Source organism: Pseudomonas sp. Os17 (genome assembly GCF_001547895.1).
In the GTDB taxonomy this organism is placed as follows: Bacteria; Pseudomonadota; Gammaproteobacteria; order Pseudomonadales; family Pseudomonadaceae; genus Aquipseudomonas.
Window position 1 is genome coordinate 2,758,471 of record NZ_AP014627.1, and the last position, 16,730, is coordinate 2,775,200.

14 protein-coding genes are annotated in these 16,730 nt (G+C 64.9%); 6 read left to right on the top strand and 8 right to left on the bottom strand.

Translation table 11 applies throughout. From position 1 onward, the window contains the following. Positions 1-23 precede the first annotated feature (23 nt). Positions 24-1,190: a DUF1624 domain-containing protein gene (locus tag POS17_RS12510; protein WP_060838840.1), complete on the top strand. Its 1,167-nt coding sequence runs from the start codon at positions 24-26 to the stop codon at positions 1,188-1,190. Between the two features lie 66 nt (positions 1,191-1,256). On the opposite strand, the gene POS17_RS12515 is transcribed toward POS17_RS12510, so the two are convergent. Continuing rightward, entirely contained in the window at positions 1,257-1,907 is a 651-nt protein-coding gene (locus tag POS17_RS12515; RefSeq protein ID WP_060838841.1) for a sel1 repeat family protein, read from the bottom strand. Between the two features lie 178 nt (positions 1,908-2,085). Here POS17_RS12515 and POS17_RS12520 point away from each other — a divergent pair, with 178 nt between their 5' ends. From POS17_RS12520 to POS17_RS12530, 3 genes are read left to right on the top strand one after another with little or no spacing between them, the layout of a single operon-like run. After that, a complete protein-coding gene (locus tag POS17_RS12520; RefSeq protein ID WP_060838842.1) occupies positions 2,086-3,306 on the top strand; it encodes a putative DNA modification/repair radical SAM protein in 1,221 nt (406 codons plus the stop codon). Next, entirely contained in the window at positions 3,303-4,196 is an 894-nt protein-coding gene (locus POS17_RS12525) for a TIGR03915 family putative DNA repair protein (RefSeq protein ID WP_060838843.1), read from the top strand. Before POS17_RS12520 ends, POS17_RS12525 begins: the two co-directional genes overlap by 4 nt. A gap of 12 nt (positions 4,197-4,208) precedes the next feature. Next, entirely contained in the window at positions 4,209-4,907 is a 699-nt protein-coding gene (locus POS17_RS12530; protein WP_060838844.1) for a hypothetical protein, read from the top strand. A gap of 99 nt (positions 4,908-5,006) precedes the next feature. Here POS17_RS12530 and POS17_RS12535 read toward each other — a convergent pair whose 3' ends face one another. The 5 genes from POS17_RS12535 to POS17_RS12555 form a co-directional block, all read right to left on the bottom strand. After that, entirely contained in the window at positions 5,007-6,026 is a 1,020-nt protein-coding gene (locus POS17_RS12535; protein ID WP_015635266.1) for a branched-chain amino acid aminotransferase, read from the bottom strand. Positions 6,027-6,313: 287 nt separating this feature from the next. Then, on the bottom strand, positions 6,314-7,705 hold the full coding sequence (gene lpdA, locus POS17_RS12540) for a dihydrolipoyl dehydrogenase (RefSeq protein WP_060838845.1): 1,392 nt from the start codon (positions 7,703-7,705) through the stop codon (positions 6,314-6,316). A 17-nt stretch (positions 7,706-7,722) separates the two neighbouring features. Beyond that, on the bottom strand, positions 7,723-9,024 hold the full coding sequence (locus POS17_RS12545; protein WP_060838846.1) for a dihydrolipoamide acetyltransferase family protein: 1,302 nt from the start codon (positions 9,022-9,024) through the stop codon (positions 7,723-7,725). Next, positions 9,025-10,083 (bottom strand): alpha-ketoacid dehydrogenase subunit beta, encoded by a 1,059-nt coding sequence (locus POS17_RS12550; protein ID WP_047303847.1) that lies wholly within the window; start codon positions 10,081-10,083, stop codon positions 9,025-9,027. It lies immediately after the preceding gene. Position 10,084: 1 nt separating this feature from the next. After that, positions 10,085-11,320 carry a 3-methyl-2-oxobutanoate dehydrogenase (2-methylpropanoyl-transferring) subunit alpha gene (locus POS17_RS12555; protein ID WP_060838847.1) on the bottom strand — a complete coding sequence of 412 codons (1,236 nt, stop codon included), beginning with the start codon at positions 11,318-11,320 and terminating at the stop codon, positions 10,085-10,087. Between the two features lie 196 nt (positions 11,321-11,516). Here POS17_RS12555 and bkdR point away from each other — a divergent pair, with 196 nt between their 5' ends. Continuing rightward, positions 11,517-12,005 carry a Bkd operon transcriptional regulator BkdR gene (gene bkdR, locus POS17_RS12560; RefSeq protein WP_060838848.1) on the top strand — a complete coding sequence of 163 codons (489 nt, stop codon included), beginning with the start codon at positions 11,517-11,519 and terminating at the stop codon, positions 12,003-12,005. Between the two features lie 3 nt (positions 12,006-12,008). On the opposite strand, the gene POS17_RS12565 is transcribed toward bkdR, so the two are convergent. Together POS17_RS12565 and POS17_RS12570 are read right to left on the bottom strand one after the other, a co-directional pair. Then, entirely contained in the window at positions 12,009-13,217 is a 1,209-nt protein-coding gene (locus tag POS17_RS12565) for an HD-GYP domain-containing protein (RefSeq protein ID WP_060838849.1), read from the bottom strand. A gap of 120 nt (positions 13,218-13,337) precedes the next feature. After that, a complete protein-coding gene (locus tag POS17_RS12570; protein WP_442963162.1) occupies positions 13,338-15,245 on the bottom strand; it encodes a methyl-accepting chemotaxis protein in 1,908 nt (635 codons plus the stop codon). Between POS17_RS12570 and POS17_RS12575 the strand changes: the two genes are divergently transcribed. After that, entirely contained in the window at positions 15,244-16,728 is a 1,485-nt protein-coding gene (locus POS17_RS12575; RefSeq protein WP_060838851.1) for a DASS family sodium-coupled anion symporter, read from the top strand. The genes POS17_RS12570 and POS17_RS12575 overlap by 2 nt on opposite strands. Positions 16,729-16,730: the final 2 nt, after the last annotated feature.

The following is a 16,730-nucleotide window of genomic DNA, read 5'->3' on the forward strand; positions in this document are numbered from 1 at the left end:
ACCTGACGCTGCGATCCCTCCCTATGACTTCTTCAGCCCATCCTTCCGTGCGCCTCGGCGCGCGCTTGTTGAGCATCGACGCGCTGCGCGGCCTGGTGATGCTGTTCATGCTCCTGGACCACGTCCGCGAAACCTTCTTCCTGCACCGGCAGGTCAGCGATCCCATGGACGTGGCCACCACCGAGCCCGGGCTGTTTTTCAGCCGCACCCTGGCGCACCTGTGTGCGCCGGTCTTCGTGCTGCTGACCGGGCTCTCGGCCAGCCTGTTCGCCCACAAGCACGGCAATCGGGCCGAGGCCAGTGCCTTCCTGTTCAAGCGCGGCTTGTTCCTGGTGCTGCTGGAACTGACCCTGGTGAACTTCGCCTGGACCGGGCAGGTGCCGCCGAGCGTGATCTACCTGCAGGTGATCTGGGTCATCGGCCTGAGCATGCTGGCGCTGTCGGCGCTGCTGTGGTTGCCGCGCGTGGTGCTGCTGGTGCTGAGCCTGCTGCTGATCGGCGGGCACAACCTGCTCGATGGCGTGCATTTCGCCGCGGGCGAGGCGCTGCACGTGCCTTGGGCGATCCTGCACGACCGGGGCTGGATCGAGTTCGGCGATGCCTTGCGCGTGCGCACCTCCTATCCGCTGTTGCCGTGGATCGGCGTGATTGGCCTGGGCTATGGGCTGGGGCCGTGGTTTGCCGCCGAGGCCGATAGCGCGCGGCGTCAGCGGCGGTTGCTGCTGGGCGGGCTGGCGGCGCTGGCGGGGTTTGTCCTGCTGCGCCTGCTCAACGGTTATGGCGAGCGGCCCTGGGTCAGTGGCGACAGCGGCCTGCAAACGCTGATGAGCTTTTTCAACATCACCAAGTACCCACCGTCGCTGCTGTTCATCGCCCTGACCCTGGGTGTGGGGCTGCTGGTGCTGCGCGCCCTGGAGCGCTGCCAGGCACGCCGCTGGGTCGCGGTGCTCGGGGTGTTTGGCGGCGCGCCGATGTTCTTCTACCTGCTGCACCTGTATGTGCTCAAGGGCCTGTACCTGCTGGCCGTGGCGCTGCTGGGGCGCAACCAGGGGGCCTACTTCGGCTTCGACTCGCTGGGCTGGCTGTGGCTGATCACGCCGCTGCTGGCGGTGCTGCTCTACCCGCCGGTGCGGGCCTTTGCCCGGCTCAAGGCACGGCGTCGCGACCTGGGGTGGCTGAAGTACTTTTGAGGGAGGGTTCGCCGGCACGCGTTGCGCAGCAGCCGACTGGCCGGCGAAAGCATCCCCCGAACGCTGTCAGGGCCGCGCCGCGCGAATGGCCTCGCGGATTTCTTCCTGCAACTGGCGAGCGCCGCTGCAGGCCGGGTCGGCGGGGCCGTACTTGCAGGATTTATCCAGCACCTTCAGCGCCAGGTCGGCGTCGGGCGCTACGCCGATGCCCCGGCTCAGGTGGAAGCCGTACATGGTGCAGGCCCAGGGATCATTCAGCTCACAGGCCTTGTTGAAAGTCTGCACCGCACAGTGCCGGGTAGCCTGGTTGTCGGCGTCGGCGGTGAGCATGCCGGCGGCGCGGTTGGTGCACCCGGAAACCAGCCCCAGGCTGCAGGCGCGCTGGTACAGCGGTTCATAGCCTGCGGCGGGGCCTTTGGCCTGTTGCAGGGTGGTGGCCAGCCAGTAGCAATCGTTGCCGTCGCCGGCTTCGCAGCGCTGCAGGCAGGCGCCCAGCTGCTCCGGGGTTTCGCAGCGGTTGGCCTGCGTGGCCCGTGTCGCGGTCCTGGCCGGCATGTTGTCGCTGGGGCATTGCCTGGCCTGGGCTTGCCAGTCTTGCCGGGCCTGGACCTTGGCGGAAATCCCCTCGACCAGGGCCGGGTCCACTGGCGCGGCGCTGGCCGCGAAGGTCGACAGCCATACGGCGCCAAGCAGGCAGAAACGATAGAAACGGTGCATGGACGGGGTCCTTTCCAAAGGGAGGGGGAAGCGGGGGCGTATCTTAGGGGCTTTCTGCCCTGGTTGCTGGTGGCCGGCGGGCTGTGCCGAGATTTTTTTCGACGTCTACCTGCCAAGTCCCTTGTGGGCCCGGGGTGGTACTCTGTACTGTATATAAAAACAGTATCAGGGCCTTGCCATGCAATTGATCGACAAGCTGAGCATCCTCGCCGACGCCGCCAAGTACGACGCTTCCTGCGCCAGCAGCGGCGCGCCCAAGCGCAGCTCGGAAGGCCGAAGCGGGTTGGGCTCGAGCAATGGCATGGGCATCTGCCACAGCTACACGCCGGACGGGCGTTGCGTCTCGCTGCTCAAGGTGCTGCTGACCAACTTCTGCCTGTATGACTGCCAGTACTGCGTCAACCGCCGCTCCAGCGATGTGCCCCGGGCACGCTTCAGCCCCGAGGAAGTGGTGCGCCTGACCCTGGATTTCTACCGGCGCAATTGCGTCAGCGGGCTGTTCCTCAGCTCCGGCATCATCCGCTCGGCGGACTACACCATGGAGCAACTGGTGCGGGTGGCCCGGCTGCTGCGCGAGGAGCACGAGTTTCGCGGCTACATCCACCTCAAGACCATCCCCGACGCCGACCCGCTGCTGATCGAGCAAGCCGGGCGCTATGCCGACCGCCTCAGCGTCAATGTCGAATTGCCCACCGACCAGGGCCTCAAGGCCCTGGCCCCGGAAAAACACCTGGGCTCGATCAAGCAGGCCATGGGCACCATCTATACCGGCGAGCAGACCGTGCTCAACGAACCCCGGGCGCCGCGTTTCGCCCCCGCCGGGCAGAGCACCCAGATGATCGTCGGTGCCGACGACACCGATGACAGCACCATCCTCCACAGCGCCGAGTCGCTGTACGGCAACTTCCGCCTGCGCCGGGTCTATTACTCGGCGTTCAGCCCGATTCCCGACAGCCCGAAAAGCGTGCCCCTGGCCGCGCCGCCGCTGATGCGCGAGCACCGCCTGTACCAGGCCGACTTCCTGCTGCGCGGCTATGGCTTCAGCGCCAACGAACTCTTCAAGGGACCGGGGCACTTGGCCCTGGATATCGACCCCAAGCTGGCCTGGGCCCTGGATAACCGCAGCCTGTTTCCCCTGGACCTGAACCGCGCCGAACCGGCGCTGATCTCGCGTATTCCGGGGATCGGCCTGCGCACCACCCAGCGCCTGGTGGAACTGCGCCGCGAGCGGCGCATCCGCTTCGAGGACCTGGCGCGCATGCGCTGCGTGCTGAGCAAGGCCAAGCCGTTCTTCATCACTAGCGACTATCACCCGCAGCAGGCGGAAACCAGCAGCGCGCTGCTCTATCAGCAACTGCGGGACCGGCCGCAACCGCAGCAGATGGGGCTCTGGGGATGATCAGCCTGGATTGCGACGACTTGTTCGACACCTGGCGCCAGCAGGCACGCTGGCTGCTCAGCCACTCCATCGACCCGAGCCGGGTCAGCTGGGCCGGGACCCGGGAGGCCGACCTGTTCGCCAGCGACGAGAGCTGCCCCGAACAGCCGGGGCCCTTTCGCGCGCGCATTCCCCAGGCCCTGCTGGAGCTGTTGCAGCGAGCCGCCTGCTACCGCGGCGAGCAGCGCTGGAGCCTGCTCTACGAGGTGCTGTGGCGGGTCAGCCATGGCGACCGCACGGCCATGCTCAGCGGCGATCAACTGGGCAGCGAGTTGCAGCGGCGGATCAAGCAGGTGGACCGCGAGGCCCATCACCTGCATGCCTTCGTGCGATTTGTCCGGCTGCCCGAGGGCCGCTCGCGCCTGGCCGAGCAACCCGAATACGTGGCCTGGCACGAGCCGGCCCACGACATCCTGGCCCACGCCAGCCGGCACTTCATCGGACGCATGGGGCGCCACCGCTGGATGATTGCCACGCCCCGGGACGGGGTGTACTTCGATGGCGAGCAACTGCACCACCAGCGCCATTGCCCCCGTGGCTGGCAGCAACTGGCCCAGGCCGGCGACGACCCCGGGAGTGAGCTGTGGCTGGCCTATTACAGCCACATCTTCAACCCGGCGCGGCTCAACCCCAGGGTCATGCAGGGGCATTTGCCGACCCGGTTCTGGAAGCACCTGCCGGAGGGGCCGCTGATTCCGGCGCTGATCAGCGAAGCGCGCCACGGCAAGCAGCGCGACGGCCAGGCCAGCCAGGTGGCAGCGCGGCCAGGCAAGCGGATCGCTCAGGTGCGCAGTGATAGCGCTGGGCAGACGCCAGGGCCTTCCCTGGCAATGCGCGGCTTTGAACAATGAGGCAGGCAGTCAATGGATGACGGTGTGGATGACGGCAAGGGCATTACCGAGGAGTTCTGGTCGAAGGCAGTGACTGACGACGCCAAGATGATGTGGCGGGTGGGCAGCCGCGGCGTGACCTTCCTGGCGGCGCTGCTGCTGCCCAAGACCGGGTTCAAAGTCGTGGACATCGCGGTTGGAGTGCTGACCATGCTGATCCCCTTGCTGGTGATCGAGACCCAGAGGGCCTATTCGAAGTTTTCCCCAGGGTTCCTGGCCTGGGTGGTTCGCATCAGTGTCTTTGCCAGTGGTGTGGCCATGGCCAGCCTGGGGTTGGTGATTTACGCCTGGGTAGTTGGGCCTGTGGTATCGGGGGTCGGCCTCGCCTTTTTTCAACAGACAGTCAGTCTTGGCGGGTACGGGAACAAAGGGGTTGAGTTCGTTGTGTTCTGGTGTATCGCGATAGTCACTGCGATGGGGGTGATACACGCGGTGATCAAGCAGTTTCGCGAGCTGAAGATTTTTGAACTTGTTTATCACCTGCCACGCAATCGAATGGAGTGGCTCATGCAGGGGCGACCGCTGCGAGCCAGCGACTGGCCGATGTTCGTCTGGTTCGAACTCTGTGTGCTGATCACGAGTTTTCTCTACACCTTGATGGCGTCCCGGGCTGCACTGCTGGTGGTGGATGGAACGCAACAGGTGCTGATGTCGTTCGGTATCAGCCTCTGAGGGGGGAGCCCCGCCTTCGGCAGGCATCCTGCAGTCTCCAGGCATGAAAAAGCCCGCCGCTGGCAAGCAGGGGCGGGCTGGGGTGCAGCAGGGGGCGAATCAGACCTTGACGATCCAGCCCGCTGGCGCTTCCACGTCGCCGGTCTGCACGCCGGTCAGCTCTTTGTAGAGCTTCTGGGTGATCGGGCCGACGTCTTTTTCGCTGTAGAACACGTGCAGCTTGTCCTGGTACTGGATGCCGCCGATCGGGGTGATCACCGCGGCGGTGCCGCAGGCGCCGGCTTCCTTGAAGTCCGAGAGCTTGTCGATGAACACGTCGCCTTCGACCACTTCCAGGCCCAGGCGGGTCTTGGCCAGCTCGATCAGCGACAGGCGGGTGATACCTGGCAGCACCGATGGCGAGTTGGGGGTGACGAATTTGTCATCGTGAGTGATGCCGAAGAAGTTCGCCGAACCGACTTCCTCGATCTTGCTGTGGGTCAGCGGGTCGAGGTAAATGCAGTCGGCGAAGCTGGCTTTCTTGGCCTGGGAGCCGGGCATCAGGCTGGCAGCGTAGTTGCCACCGACCTTGGCCGCGCCGGTGCCTTGCGGGGCCGCGCGGTCGTAGCTGGAGATCAGGAAGTTGTGTGGGGTCAGGCCGCCCTTGAAGTAGGCGCCGACCGGGATGGCGAAGATCGAGAAGATGAACTCGGGCGCGGTGCGCACGCCGATGTTGTCACCCACGCCGATCACGAACGGACGCAGGTACAGCGCGCCGCCGGTGCCGTACGGCGGAATGAAGCGCTCGTTGGCCTTGACCACGGCCTTGCAGGCTTCGATGAACTGTTCGGTGGACACCTGCGGCATCAGCAGGCGGGCGCAGCTGCGCTGCATGCGCGCGGCGTTCTGGTCAGGACGGAACAGGTTGATCGAGCCGTCCTTGCAGCGGTAGGCCTTGAGGCCTTCGAAGCATTGCTGACCGTAGTGCAGGGCGGTGGAGCCCTCGCTGATGTGCAGCACGTTGTCTTCGGTCAGGGTGCCTGCGTCCCACTCGCCGTTACGCCAGTGCGACAGATAGCGCTTGTCTGTCTTGATGTAGTCAAAACCCAGCTTGTCCCAATTGATGCTTTCGTTACCCATGACACCCTCTATCGCTTAACAACCGTCGGAACGGCTCAAGGCTTCTGACGTTTTTTTGGATGGGCACAACAATACTGCATTCCGGGGGCGCACCGCATCCCGGACGATGGGAGGGTGCGCAAAAAACTTGGCCTGCTCATGAAGCTTCCTCCATAACAGCCCCATACCCCCTGTAGGAGCGAGCTTGCTCGCGAAGGTCCCGGCGCGAACGCTTGGCTATCCCCGCCAGCTCTTTCGCGAGCAAGCTCGCTCCTACCTGGGCGCTGTCCTGTGTGCCCCTTGAATGGTTACAGGTGCAGGGCGTGGCCCAAGGCCCGCAGCGCCGCTTCCTGGACCGCTTCACCCAGGGTCGGGTGGGCGTGGATGGTGCCGCCGATGTCTTCCAGGCGCGCGCCCATTTCCAGGGATTGGCCAAACGCCGTGGACAATTCGGACACCCCGACCCCCACCGCCTGCCAGCCGACAATCAGGTGATTGTCACTTCGGGCCACCACCCGCACGAAACCGCTTTTGGCTTCCAGGGTCATGGCCCGGCCATTGGCCGCGAACGGGAAGCTGCTGACGATGCAATCCAGCCCGGCAGCGCGGGCCTCGTCCGGAGTCTTGCCCACCACCACCAGTTCCGGGTCGGTGAAACACACCGCCGGGATCGCCGCCGGGTTGAACTCGCGGTGCTTGCCGGCGATCAGCTCGGCGACCATCTCGCCCTGGGCCATGGCCCGGTGCGCGAGCATGGGTTCGCCGCTGAGGTCACCGATGGCCCAGACGTTGCGCATGCTGGTCTGGCAGCGGTGGTCGATCTTGATCGCCGCGCCGTTCATGTCCAGGTTCAGGCTTTCCAGGTTCCAGCCCTGGGTGTTGGGTTTGCGACCCACCGCCACCAGCACCTGGTCGGTGGCCAGGTTCAGGGTGTCGCCGTTGGGCTCGCGCACCTGCAGGCTGCTGCTGGCGGCATCGAAGCCCAGCACGCTGTGCTTGAGGTAGAGCTTGATGCCCAAGTGCTTCACCGATTCGAGCACCGGCTGGGTCAGTTCGGCGTCATAGGCCGGCAGGATGCGTTCCTGGGCCTCGACCACGCTGACCTCGACCCCGAGCTTGCGGTAGGCAATGCCCAGTTCCAGGCCGATGTAGCCGCCGCCGACCACGGTCAGGCGCTTGGGCAGGGTCTTGGGCGCCAGGGCCTCGGTGGAGGAGATGATCGGCCCGCCGATGGGCAGCATCGGCAGGTTGACGCTCTTCGAACCGGTGGCCAGCAACAGGTGCTCGCAGTGGATGCGAGTCTCGGCGCCTTCGATCTCCACGGTCTTGCCGTCGATGACCCTGGCCCAGCCGTGAATCACCTGGACCTTGTTTTTCTTCAGCAGCGCGGCGACCCCGGTGGTCAGGCGGTCGACGATGCCGTCCTTCCATTCCACGCTCTTGCCGATGTTCAGGGTTGGCGCCGCCACTTCGATGCCCAGGGCCGAGCCCTGGCTGTGGTGGCGGGTCTGGTGGAACTGCTCGGCCACATGAATCAGCGCCTTGGACGGGATGCAGCCGATGTTCAGGCAGGTGCCGCCCAGGGCCTGGCCTTCCACCAGGATGGTGGAAATGCCCAGCTGGCCAGCACGGATCGCCGCCACGTAACCGCCAGGCCCGCCGCCGATGATCAGCAGTTGGGTGTTGAGAGTCTGTTGCATGCCTGCTCCTCTGAAAGTCAGTCCACAAACAGCGTGGCGGGTTGTTCGAGCAGGCCGCGAATGGCCTGGATGAATTGCGCAGCGTCCATGCCGTCGACCACCCGGTGATCGAAGGAGCTGGAAAGGTTCATCATCTTGCGGATCACGATCTGGCCCTTGATCACCATCGGCCGCTCGACGATGCGGTTGACCCCGACAATCGCCACTTCCGGCAGGTTCAGCACCGGGGTGCTGACAATCCCGCCCAGGGCGCCGAGGCTGGTGAGGGTGATGGTGGAGCCGGACAGTTCATCCCGGGCCGCCTTGCCGCTGCGGGCCGCCTTGGCCAGGCGCGAGATTTCCTCGGCGTTGCCCCACAGGCTGCGGGCTTCGGCGTGACGTACCACCGGCACCATCAGGCCGACGTCGCTCTGGGTGGCGACCCCGACATGCACCGCGCCGTGGCGGGTGATGACCTGGGCTTCGTCGTCGTAGCGGGCGTTGATCTGCGGGAAGTCGCGCAGGGCGACGACCATGGCCCGCACCAGGAATGGCAGCAGGGTCAGCTTGCCGCGGCTGGCGCCGTGTTTTTCATTGAGGTGGATGCGCAGCTCTTCCAGGGCGGTGACGTCCACTTCCTCGACATAGCTGAAGTGCGCGGCGCGGTGCTTGGATTCCTGCATGCGCTGGGCGATCTTGCGGCGCATGCCAATCACCTGGATCTGCTCTTCGTCGTGGCGTTCGGCATAGCCGGCGCCCGGGGCCGAATAGCCCTTGAGCGGCTGGCTGTCCTGGGCCAGGTAGGCCTCCAGGTCTTCGTGCAGGATGCGCCCGGCCGGGCCGCTGCCTTGCACCAGGCGCAGCTGGATGCCCAGGTCCAGGGCGTGCTTGCGCACCGCAGGCGAGGCCAGGGGGCGTTCGTCGGCCTGGCGCGCCACCGGCGCCTGGGGCGCAGGGCGGCAGGCGGCTGTTTGGCTGACGACGGCTTGTTCCGCCTTGGGGGCTTCGGCCACTGGCGCGGCAGCCGGCTTATTAATAGCGGCCGGCGCTTGTTGCGCCGGCGCGGCGGCCTGGGCGGATTCCTTGAGGTTGCCCGCGCCTTCGACTTCGATGCTGATGAGGATGCTGCCCACCGCCATCACTTCACCGGGTTCGCCCCCCAGGGAAATGACCGTGCCGTGCACCGGGGAGGGGATATCGACCATCGCCTTGTCGGTCATCACGTCCGCCAGGACCTGGTCTTCCACTACCTGGTCGCCGACTTTTACGTGCCATTGCGCCAGTTCCACTTCCGCGATGCCTTCGCCGATGTCCGGCATCTTGATAACGTGCGTGCCCATTCAGACCTCCATGACCCGTTGCAGCGCCGCGCCCACTCGGGACGGCCCTGGGAAATATGCCCACTCCTGCGCGTGGGGATACGGCGTATCCCAACCGGTGACGCGCTCGATCGGGGCTTCCAGGTGGTGGAAGCAGTGCTCCTGCACCAGCGACACCAGCTCGGCGCCGAAGCCGCAGGTACGGGTGGCTTCGTGCACCACCACGCAACGGCCGGTCTTCTTCACCGACTTGACGATGGTGTCCAGGTCCAGGGGCCACAGGCTGCGCAGGTCGATGACCTCGGCGTCAATGCCGGTTTCCTCGGCCGCCACTTGCGACACATAGACGGTGGTGCCGTAGGTGAGGACGGTGACGTCCTTGCCCGGACGGGCGATGGCCGCCACGTCCAGCGGCACCTTGTAGTAGCCGTCCGGCACCTGGGCCGCCGGGTGTTTCGACCACGGCGTTACCGGGCGATCGTGGTGGCCATCGAACGGGCCGTTGTACAGGCGCTTGGGTTCGAGAAAGATCACCGGGTCATCGTTTTCGATGGAGGCGATCAGCAGGCCCTTGGCGTCGTAGGGGTTGGAGGGCATCACGGTGCGCAGGCCGCAGACCTGGGTGAACATCGCCTCGATGCTCTGGCTGTGGGTCTGGCCGCCATAGATGCCGCCGCCGCAGGGCATGCGCAGGGTCATCGGCGCGGTGAACTGGCCGGCGGAGCGATAGCGCAGGCGCGCGGCTTCGGAAATGATCTGGTCCGAGGCGGGGTAGACGTAGTCGGCGAACTGGATTTCCGCCACCGGACGCAGGCCGTAGGCGCCCATGCCGATGGCCGCGCCGACGATGCCGCTTTCCGAGATCGGCGCGTCGAACACCCGCGAGGTGCCGTACTTGGCCTGCAGGCCCTCGGTGCAGCGGAACACGCCGCCGAAGTAGCCGACGTCCTGGCCGAACACCACCACGTTGTCGTCACGCTCGAGCATCACATCCATGGCCGAGCGCAGGGCCTGGATCATGGTCATGGTGGTGGTGGTCATGGCGGTTTCCAGCTGGATATTGTTGTTGTGATCGTTCATGTCAGACCCCCAGTTCCTGGCGTTGACGTTTCAGGTGCTCGGGCATGTCCTTGTAGACGTCCTCGAACATGGTCGCGGCGCTGGGGATCTGGCCGCCGGCGAGGGTGCCGTACTGCTCGGCTTCCTTCTGCGCGGCAATCACCTGGGCTTCGAGCTCGGCGCTGACCGCGGCGTGTTCCTCTTCGGACCACTGGCCGATCTTGATCAGGTGCTGCTTGAGGCGGGCAATCGGGTCGCCCAGGGGGAAGTGGCTCCAGTCGTCGGCCGGACGGTATTTCGACGGGTCGTCGGAGGTGGAGTGCGGGCCGGCGCGGTAGGTGACCCACTCGATCAGGGTCGGCCCGAGATTGCGCCGGGCGCGTTCGGCGGCCCAGCGCGAGGCGGCGTAGACCGCGAGGAAGTCGTTGCCGTCGACCCGCAGGGAGGCGATGCCGCAGCCCACGCCGCGTCCGGCGAAGGTGGTGGCTTCACCGCCGGCAATCGCCTGGAAGGTGGAGATGGCCCACTGGTTGTTGACCACGTTGAGGATCACCGGCGCGCGGTACACGTGGGCGAAGGTCAGGGCGGTGTGGAAGTCCGACTCGGCGGTGGCGCCGTCGCCGATCCAGGCCGAGGCGATCTTGGTATCGCCCTTGATCGCCGAGGCCATGCCCCAGCCCACGCCCTGCACGAACTGGGTCGCCAGGTTGCCGGAGATGGTGAAAAAGCCGGATTCCTTCACCGAGTACATGATCGGCAGCTGGCGCCCCTTGAGCGGATCGCGCTCGTTGGACAGCAGTTGGCAGATCATTTCCACCAGCGGCACTTCCCGGGCCATCAGGATGCTCTGCTGGCGGTAGGTGGGGAAGCACATGTCGTCGATGTTCAGGGCCAGGGCCTGGGCGCTGCCAATGGCTTCCTCGCCCAGGCTCTGCATGTAGAAGGACATCTTCTTCTGCCGTTGGGCGACCACCATGCGGTTGTCGAAGATCCGCGTCTTGAGCATGGCGCGCATGCCCTTGCGCAGGATCTCCAGCGGCATGTCCGCGGCCCAGTCGCCCAGGGCGTTGCCTTGGTCGTCGAGCACGCGAATCAGGCCGCGGGCCAGGTCGGCGCATTCGGCAGGTTCGATATCGATAGGGGGTTTGCGGGCCAGGCCGGCATCGTTCAGACGCAGGTAGGTGAAGTCGGTCTTGCAGCCGGGACGGCCCGAGGGTTCGGGAACGTGCAGGCGTAGCGGTTCATACGCGGTGGTCATGGCTTTCTACGCTCGATCTTGTGGATTTCTTGTAATTGGGCGCGCTAGCTGACAGTCATTCTCTGGGTAAAAGAAATCTTGTCCTACAAACATCATAGGCCGGGCGAAGGAGAATATTTATCTCTGTTTCATTGCGCTTGAGATCATTTGCAGATAAAAAATCTGCATAAACATAAAAAAAAGGTTGTTTTATCTCATGCGTAAACTGGACCGTACCGACATCGGCATTCTCAACAGTCTTCAGGAGAATGCCCGCATCACCAACGCCGACCTGGCCCGTTCGGTGAATCTTTCGCCCACGCCGTGCTTCAACCGGGTCAAGGCCATGGAGGAGTTGGGACTGATTCGCGAGCAGGTGACCCTGCTGGATGCCGACCTCTTGGGGCTGCACGTCAACGTGTTCATTCACGTCAGCCTGGAGAAGCAGGTGGAGGAGGCCTTGCAGCACTTCGAAGAGGCCATTGCCGATCGTCCGGAAGTCATGGAGTGCTACCTGATGGCCGGCGACCCGGATTACCTGATCCGGGTGCTGGTGCCGACCATCCAGTCCCTGGAACGCTTCATGATGGACTTTCTGACCAAGGTGCCCGGGGTGGCCAACATCCGCTCCAGCTTCGCCCTCAAGCAGGTGCGCTACAAGACCGCGCTGCCGCTGCCGGCCAACGGCCTGACCCTGGGTACCTGAGGTTCAGGCCGGGAGCGGGTTCCAGAGCCGCTCCAGGTTCTTGAACTCCCAGTCTTGCGGGGCTTCGCGGGCCAGGATGCGCTCCTGGCCCTGGACCTTGGCCAGGTCGACCACGCTTTGCTCCAGGGGCAGGTTGGAGCGGGTGGAGAAGAACACCCGGACCTTGGGCGTGAGCAACGACTTGGGGTTCTGTTCGATCACCACCGCCAGGCGTCCGCTTTCCAGGCGCACCAGGGCGCCCACCGGATAGATGCCCACGCTCTTGACGAAGGCCTGGAACACCCGCTGGTCGAAGTGGCCTTTCCAGGTGGACATGCGCTGGATCGCCTCGGCCGGGTCCCAGCCTCGGTTGTAGGGGCGATTGGAGGTCACCGCGTCGTACACATCGCACACCGCGCCCATCTGCGCGAACAGGCTGATCTGGTTGCCCGCCAGCCGGTGCGGATAGCCGGAGCCGTCGGCTTTCTCGTGGTGATGCAGGCACACATCGAGCACCAGCGCATCCACGTCAGGACTTTGCCGCAGGATCGCGCCACCGGCTTCGGGGTGCAACTTGACCTGTTCGAATTCGCTGTCCGAGAGTTTTTGCGGCTTGTTGAGGATGCTGTCGGGGATGGTCAGCTTGCCCACGTCATGCAGCAGCCCGGCAATCCCCGCCAGGCGGATGTAGTCCTCCGACAGGCCCAGCTGGCGGGCGGTGGCCAGCATCAGCGCGCACACCGCCACTGAATGCATGTAGGTGTAGTCATCGGAGCTCTTCAGGCGCGCCAGGCTGATCAGCGCATCGGGATGGCGCAGCAGTGACTCGCCCATCTGCACCACCAGTTCCTCGGCTTGCTGCATCTCCAGGGCCTGGCCCATGCGCACTTCCTGGAACATCGCCATCACCGCCTTGCGCGATTCGGCGCAGAGCTTGATCGCGCGTTGGACTTCCTCGTCCATGCTCACCCGGGGTGTGCTCGTGCTGGCCGGTTGTAGCGGTGGCAGTGGCGGGGCGCCTGGCGCTGGCGTCGAACTGGCTTCGGGCAGGTCGCGACCCTTGGCGGTGTCGATCCACAGGCTGCTCAGGTTGGAGCGTTGCAGGCGTTGCAGGTCGTCACGGCTGTCGAGGACGAAGCCGGCTTTCCAGAACGAGTGGTCCAGCCAGGAACCACAGAATTGATGGATGTACATGCCCATTTGCAGCTGGTGGATGGAGATTTGTTTCAGCATGACCAGCACTCCATTTCAGGGCACCGGCTGGTCGCCGCTGAAAGGTTCCTGCCGAACCGATCAGCGGCGAAGCACGCCAGCGCTTGTTCTACCTGACTTCTATACGGGCTTGGGCCCGTCTCACAGGGAGAAGCGTGCCACCAGCTTGTTCAGACCCATCGCCAGGTTCGACAGTTCACTGCTGGCGATGGAGGTCTGGCTGGCGGCGGACGAGCTCTGCACCGACAGGTCGCGGATGCTCATCAGGTTCTGATCCACCGAGCGCGCCACCTGGGCCTGTTCCTCCGAGGCGGTGGCGATCATCAGGTTGCGTTCGTTGATGTGGCTGATGGCCTGGGTGATGTGGCCGATGGCCGAGCCGGCTTCATGGGCGATGGCCAGGGTCTGGCTGGCGTCCTCGCTGCTCTGTTGCATGGACAGCATGGCTTTGTTCGACCCGCTCTGGATGCCCTGGATCATCTGCTCGATTTCCTGGGTCGAAAGCTGGGTGCGGTGGGCCAGGGCGCGCACTTCATCGGCCACCACGGCAAAGCCGCGGCCTTGCTCGCCGGCCCGGGCGGCCTCGATGGCGGCGTTCAGGGCCAGCAGGTTGGTCTGCTCGGCAATGGCGCGGATCACGTCCAGGACCTTGGTGATGTCCTGGGCCTGTTGCGCCAGGCCGGCCATTTCCACCCGGGTGTTTTCCACCGTGCCGGTGAGCTTCTCGATGGAGTGGATGGTCTGCTCGACCCGCTCTTTGCCCAGCCCGGCGGAGCGCTCGGATTCCTGGGTCGATTGCGAGGCGGACACCGCGTTGCGCGCCACTTCCTCAACGGCGGCGGTCATCTCGTTGACCGCGGTGGCGGCCTGTTCGGTCTCCATGCTCTGCTGCTGGATGCCGGCGTTGGACTCGCGGGTGATGGCGCTCATTTCCTCAGCGGCCGAGGCCAGTTGAGTGGAGGAATCGGCAATGTGGCGGATGGTCGACTTCAGGCTGTCGAGCATGGCCCGGGTGGCGGTCTGCAGCTCGGTGAGTTCGTCCTGGCCGCTGACTTCCACCTGGGTGCGCAGATCGCCCTCGGCGATTTTTCGCGTGGTCGCCAGCAGGGTCTGCACCGGCAGGATGATGCTGCGGGTGAAGAACAGGGCGATCAGCGCGGTGAGCACGATGGCCAGGACGATGATCACGCTGGTCACGGTCAGCCCGGTGCTGAACTGGGCTCCGGCGTCGGTGCCTGATTGGGCGGCGCCACGTTCGTTGAGCTTGATCAGCTCATCGATGCTGGTCTGCAGGGTGTTGGCCAGGGGCACCGTGACCTGGTTGGCATAGTTGACCGCTTCCTCCGAAGTGCTGGTCTTGCTGCTCTCCATCAGCACCGCGAACTTGTCCAGATAGGCTTGGGCGCCACTGCGCACGCGCTCGTAGATGTCTTGTTCCTGAGGGCTGGAAACCAGCACGGCATAGTCCTTGATGGCCTGGTTCAGGTTGTCCTTGAGGGCATCGAGACGTGCCCGCGAAGCGGTTTTCTCGCCGTTGTTCTCGGTGATGAAATGCAGCGTTTCCAGACGCAGGCGCAGGGTGCTGGATTCGATCAGCGTGGCTTGTCGCACGCTGGGCAGCCAGTTGGTTTGCAGGTCGATCGCGGCATCATGGATCTGTCCCATCTTCCACAGGGACAACCCTCCCAGGCCTACCAGTAAAACGCAGATCGAGCCGAAGCTGAGCAGCGCTCGCAAGGTCAGTTTCATGTTTCTTGTCACCATAAGGCACCTGCTTTTTTGGAGTGATACGACTGATACTTCGACTCCCTGTCGCCCTGATGCCAATCTGATCTCATTGAAGTGAAAAATCTGTAGAAATGTAAAAGAGTGCTTCTTTTTTTTTGGATTTCTCAGGCATTCGATCAGTGCGGGCGAGGTGCTTGTGCAGGCGTCTTTGCGGCAGTCTAGAGGGCTCGCGGGCCGCCCGACTTGACCTCTATCAAGGCCGTTTGCCGCAGAAACCGGCATGCTGCACAGGCCCAACCGGAGAAGGAATACCCCGCACATGAACTCCCCTGTCAGTCAAACCTCCGAGGCTCGGGCGCGCTTGCCCGTCGGGCTGTTGATCGGCGTACTGGCGCTGGTCGCCGTGCTGCTGTTGCCGTTGCCCGCCGACCTGCCGGTGGCCGGCCAGCGGATGCTGGCGATCCTGGCATTTGCCGTGGTGGTGTGGATCAGCGAGGCGGTGTCCTACGAGGCCAGCGCCATCATGATCACCGCGCTGATGGCCTTCCTGATCGGCACCGCGCCGACCCTGCAGGACCCGACCCAACTCTATGGCAGCTCGGCGGCCATCAGCCTGGCCCTCACCGGGTTTTCCAACTCGGCCCTGGCCCTGGTGGCCGGCGCTTTGTTCATCGCCGCCGCCATGACCCACACCGGCCTCGACCGGCGCATCGCCCTGGTGACCCTGACCCGGGTCGGCACCAGCACCCGACGCATCCTCCTCGGCGCCATCGCCGTGACCATCCTCCTCAGCCTGCTGGTGCCCAGCGCCACGGCGCGCAGTGCCTGCGTGGTGCCGATCATGATGGGGGTGATTGCCGCCTTCGGCGTCGACAAGCGCTCCAATATCGCCGCCGGGCTGATGATCGTCGTGGCCCAGGGCACCAGCATCTGGAACGTCGGGATCCAGACCGCCGCGGCGCAGAACCTGCTGACCGTGGGCTTCATGGACAAGATGCTCGGCCAGCGCGTGGCCTGGCTCGACTGGCTGATCGCCGGCGCGCCCTGGGCGGTGATCATGTCCCTGGTGCTGCTGTGGCTGGTGCTCAAACTGCTGCCGCCGGAAACCGACAGCATCCCCGGCGGCAAGGAAGCGGTGGCCCAGTCCCTGGTGGACATCGGGCCCATGACCGGGCCGCAGAAGCGCCTGCTGGCGGTGTCCCTGCTGCTGCTCCTGGCCTGGTCCACCGAAGGCAAGCTGCATCCCTTCGACACCACGACCACCACCTACGCCGGCCTGGTCATCCTGCTGTTGCCGCGAGTCGGCATCATGACCTGGAAGGACGTGCAGTCGCGCATTCCCTGGGGCACGGTGATCGTCTTCGGGGTCGGCATCAGCCTCGGTTCGGCGCTGCTCAGCACCCAGGCCGGGCAATGGCTGGGCGGGCAGGTGGTGGCCCATACCGGGCTGGACCAGGTCGGGCCTTTGGCGGTGTTCGCGATTCTCGCGGCGTTCCTGATTCTCATTCACCTGGGGTTCGCCAGTGCCACGGCCCTGACCTCGGCCTTGCTGCCGATCCTGATCGCCGTGCTGCAGACCCTACCGGGCGAGTTCAGCCGCCTGGGCATGACCATGCTCCTGGGCTTTGTCGTCAGCTACGGTTTCATCCTGCCGATCAACGCGCCGCAGAACATGGTCTGCCTGGGTACCGAGACCTTCAATGCCCGGCAGTTCGCCAAGGTCGGGCTGCTGGTGACGCTGATCGGCTACCTGCTGATGCTGGTGTTCGCCCTGACCTGGTGGAAGTGGCTGGGCTGGATGTAGAG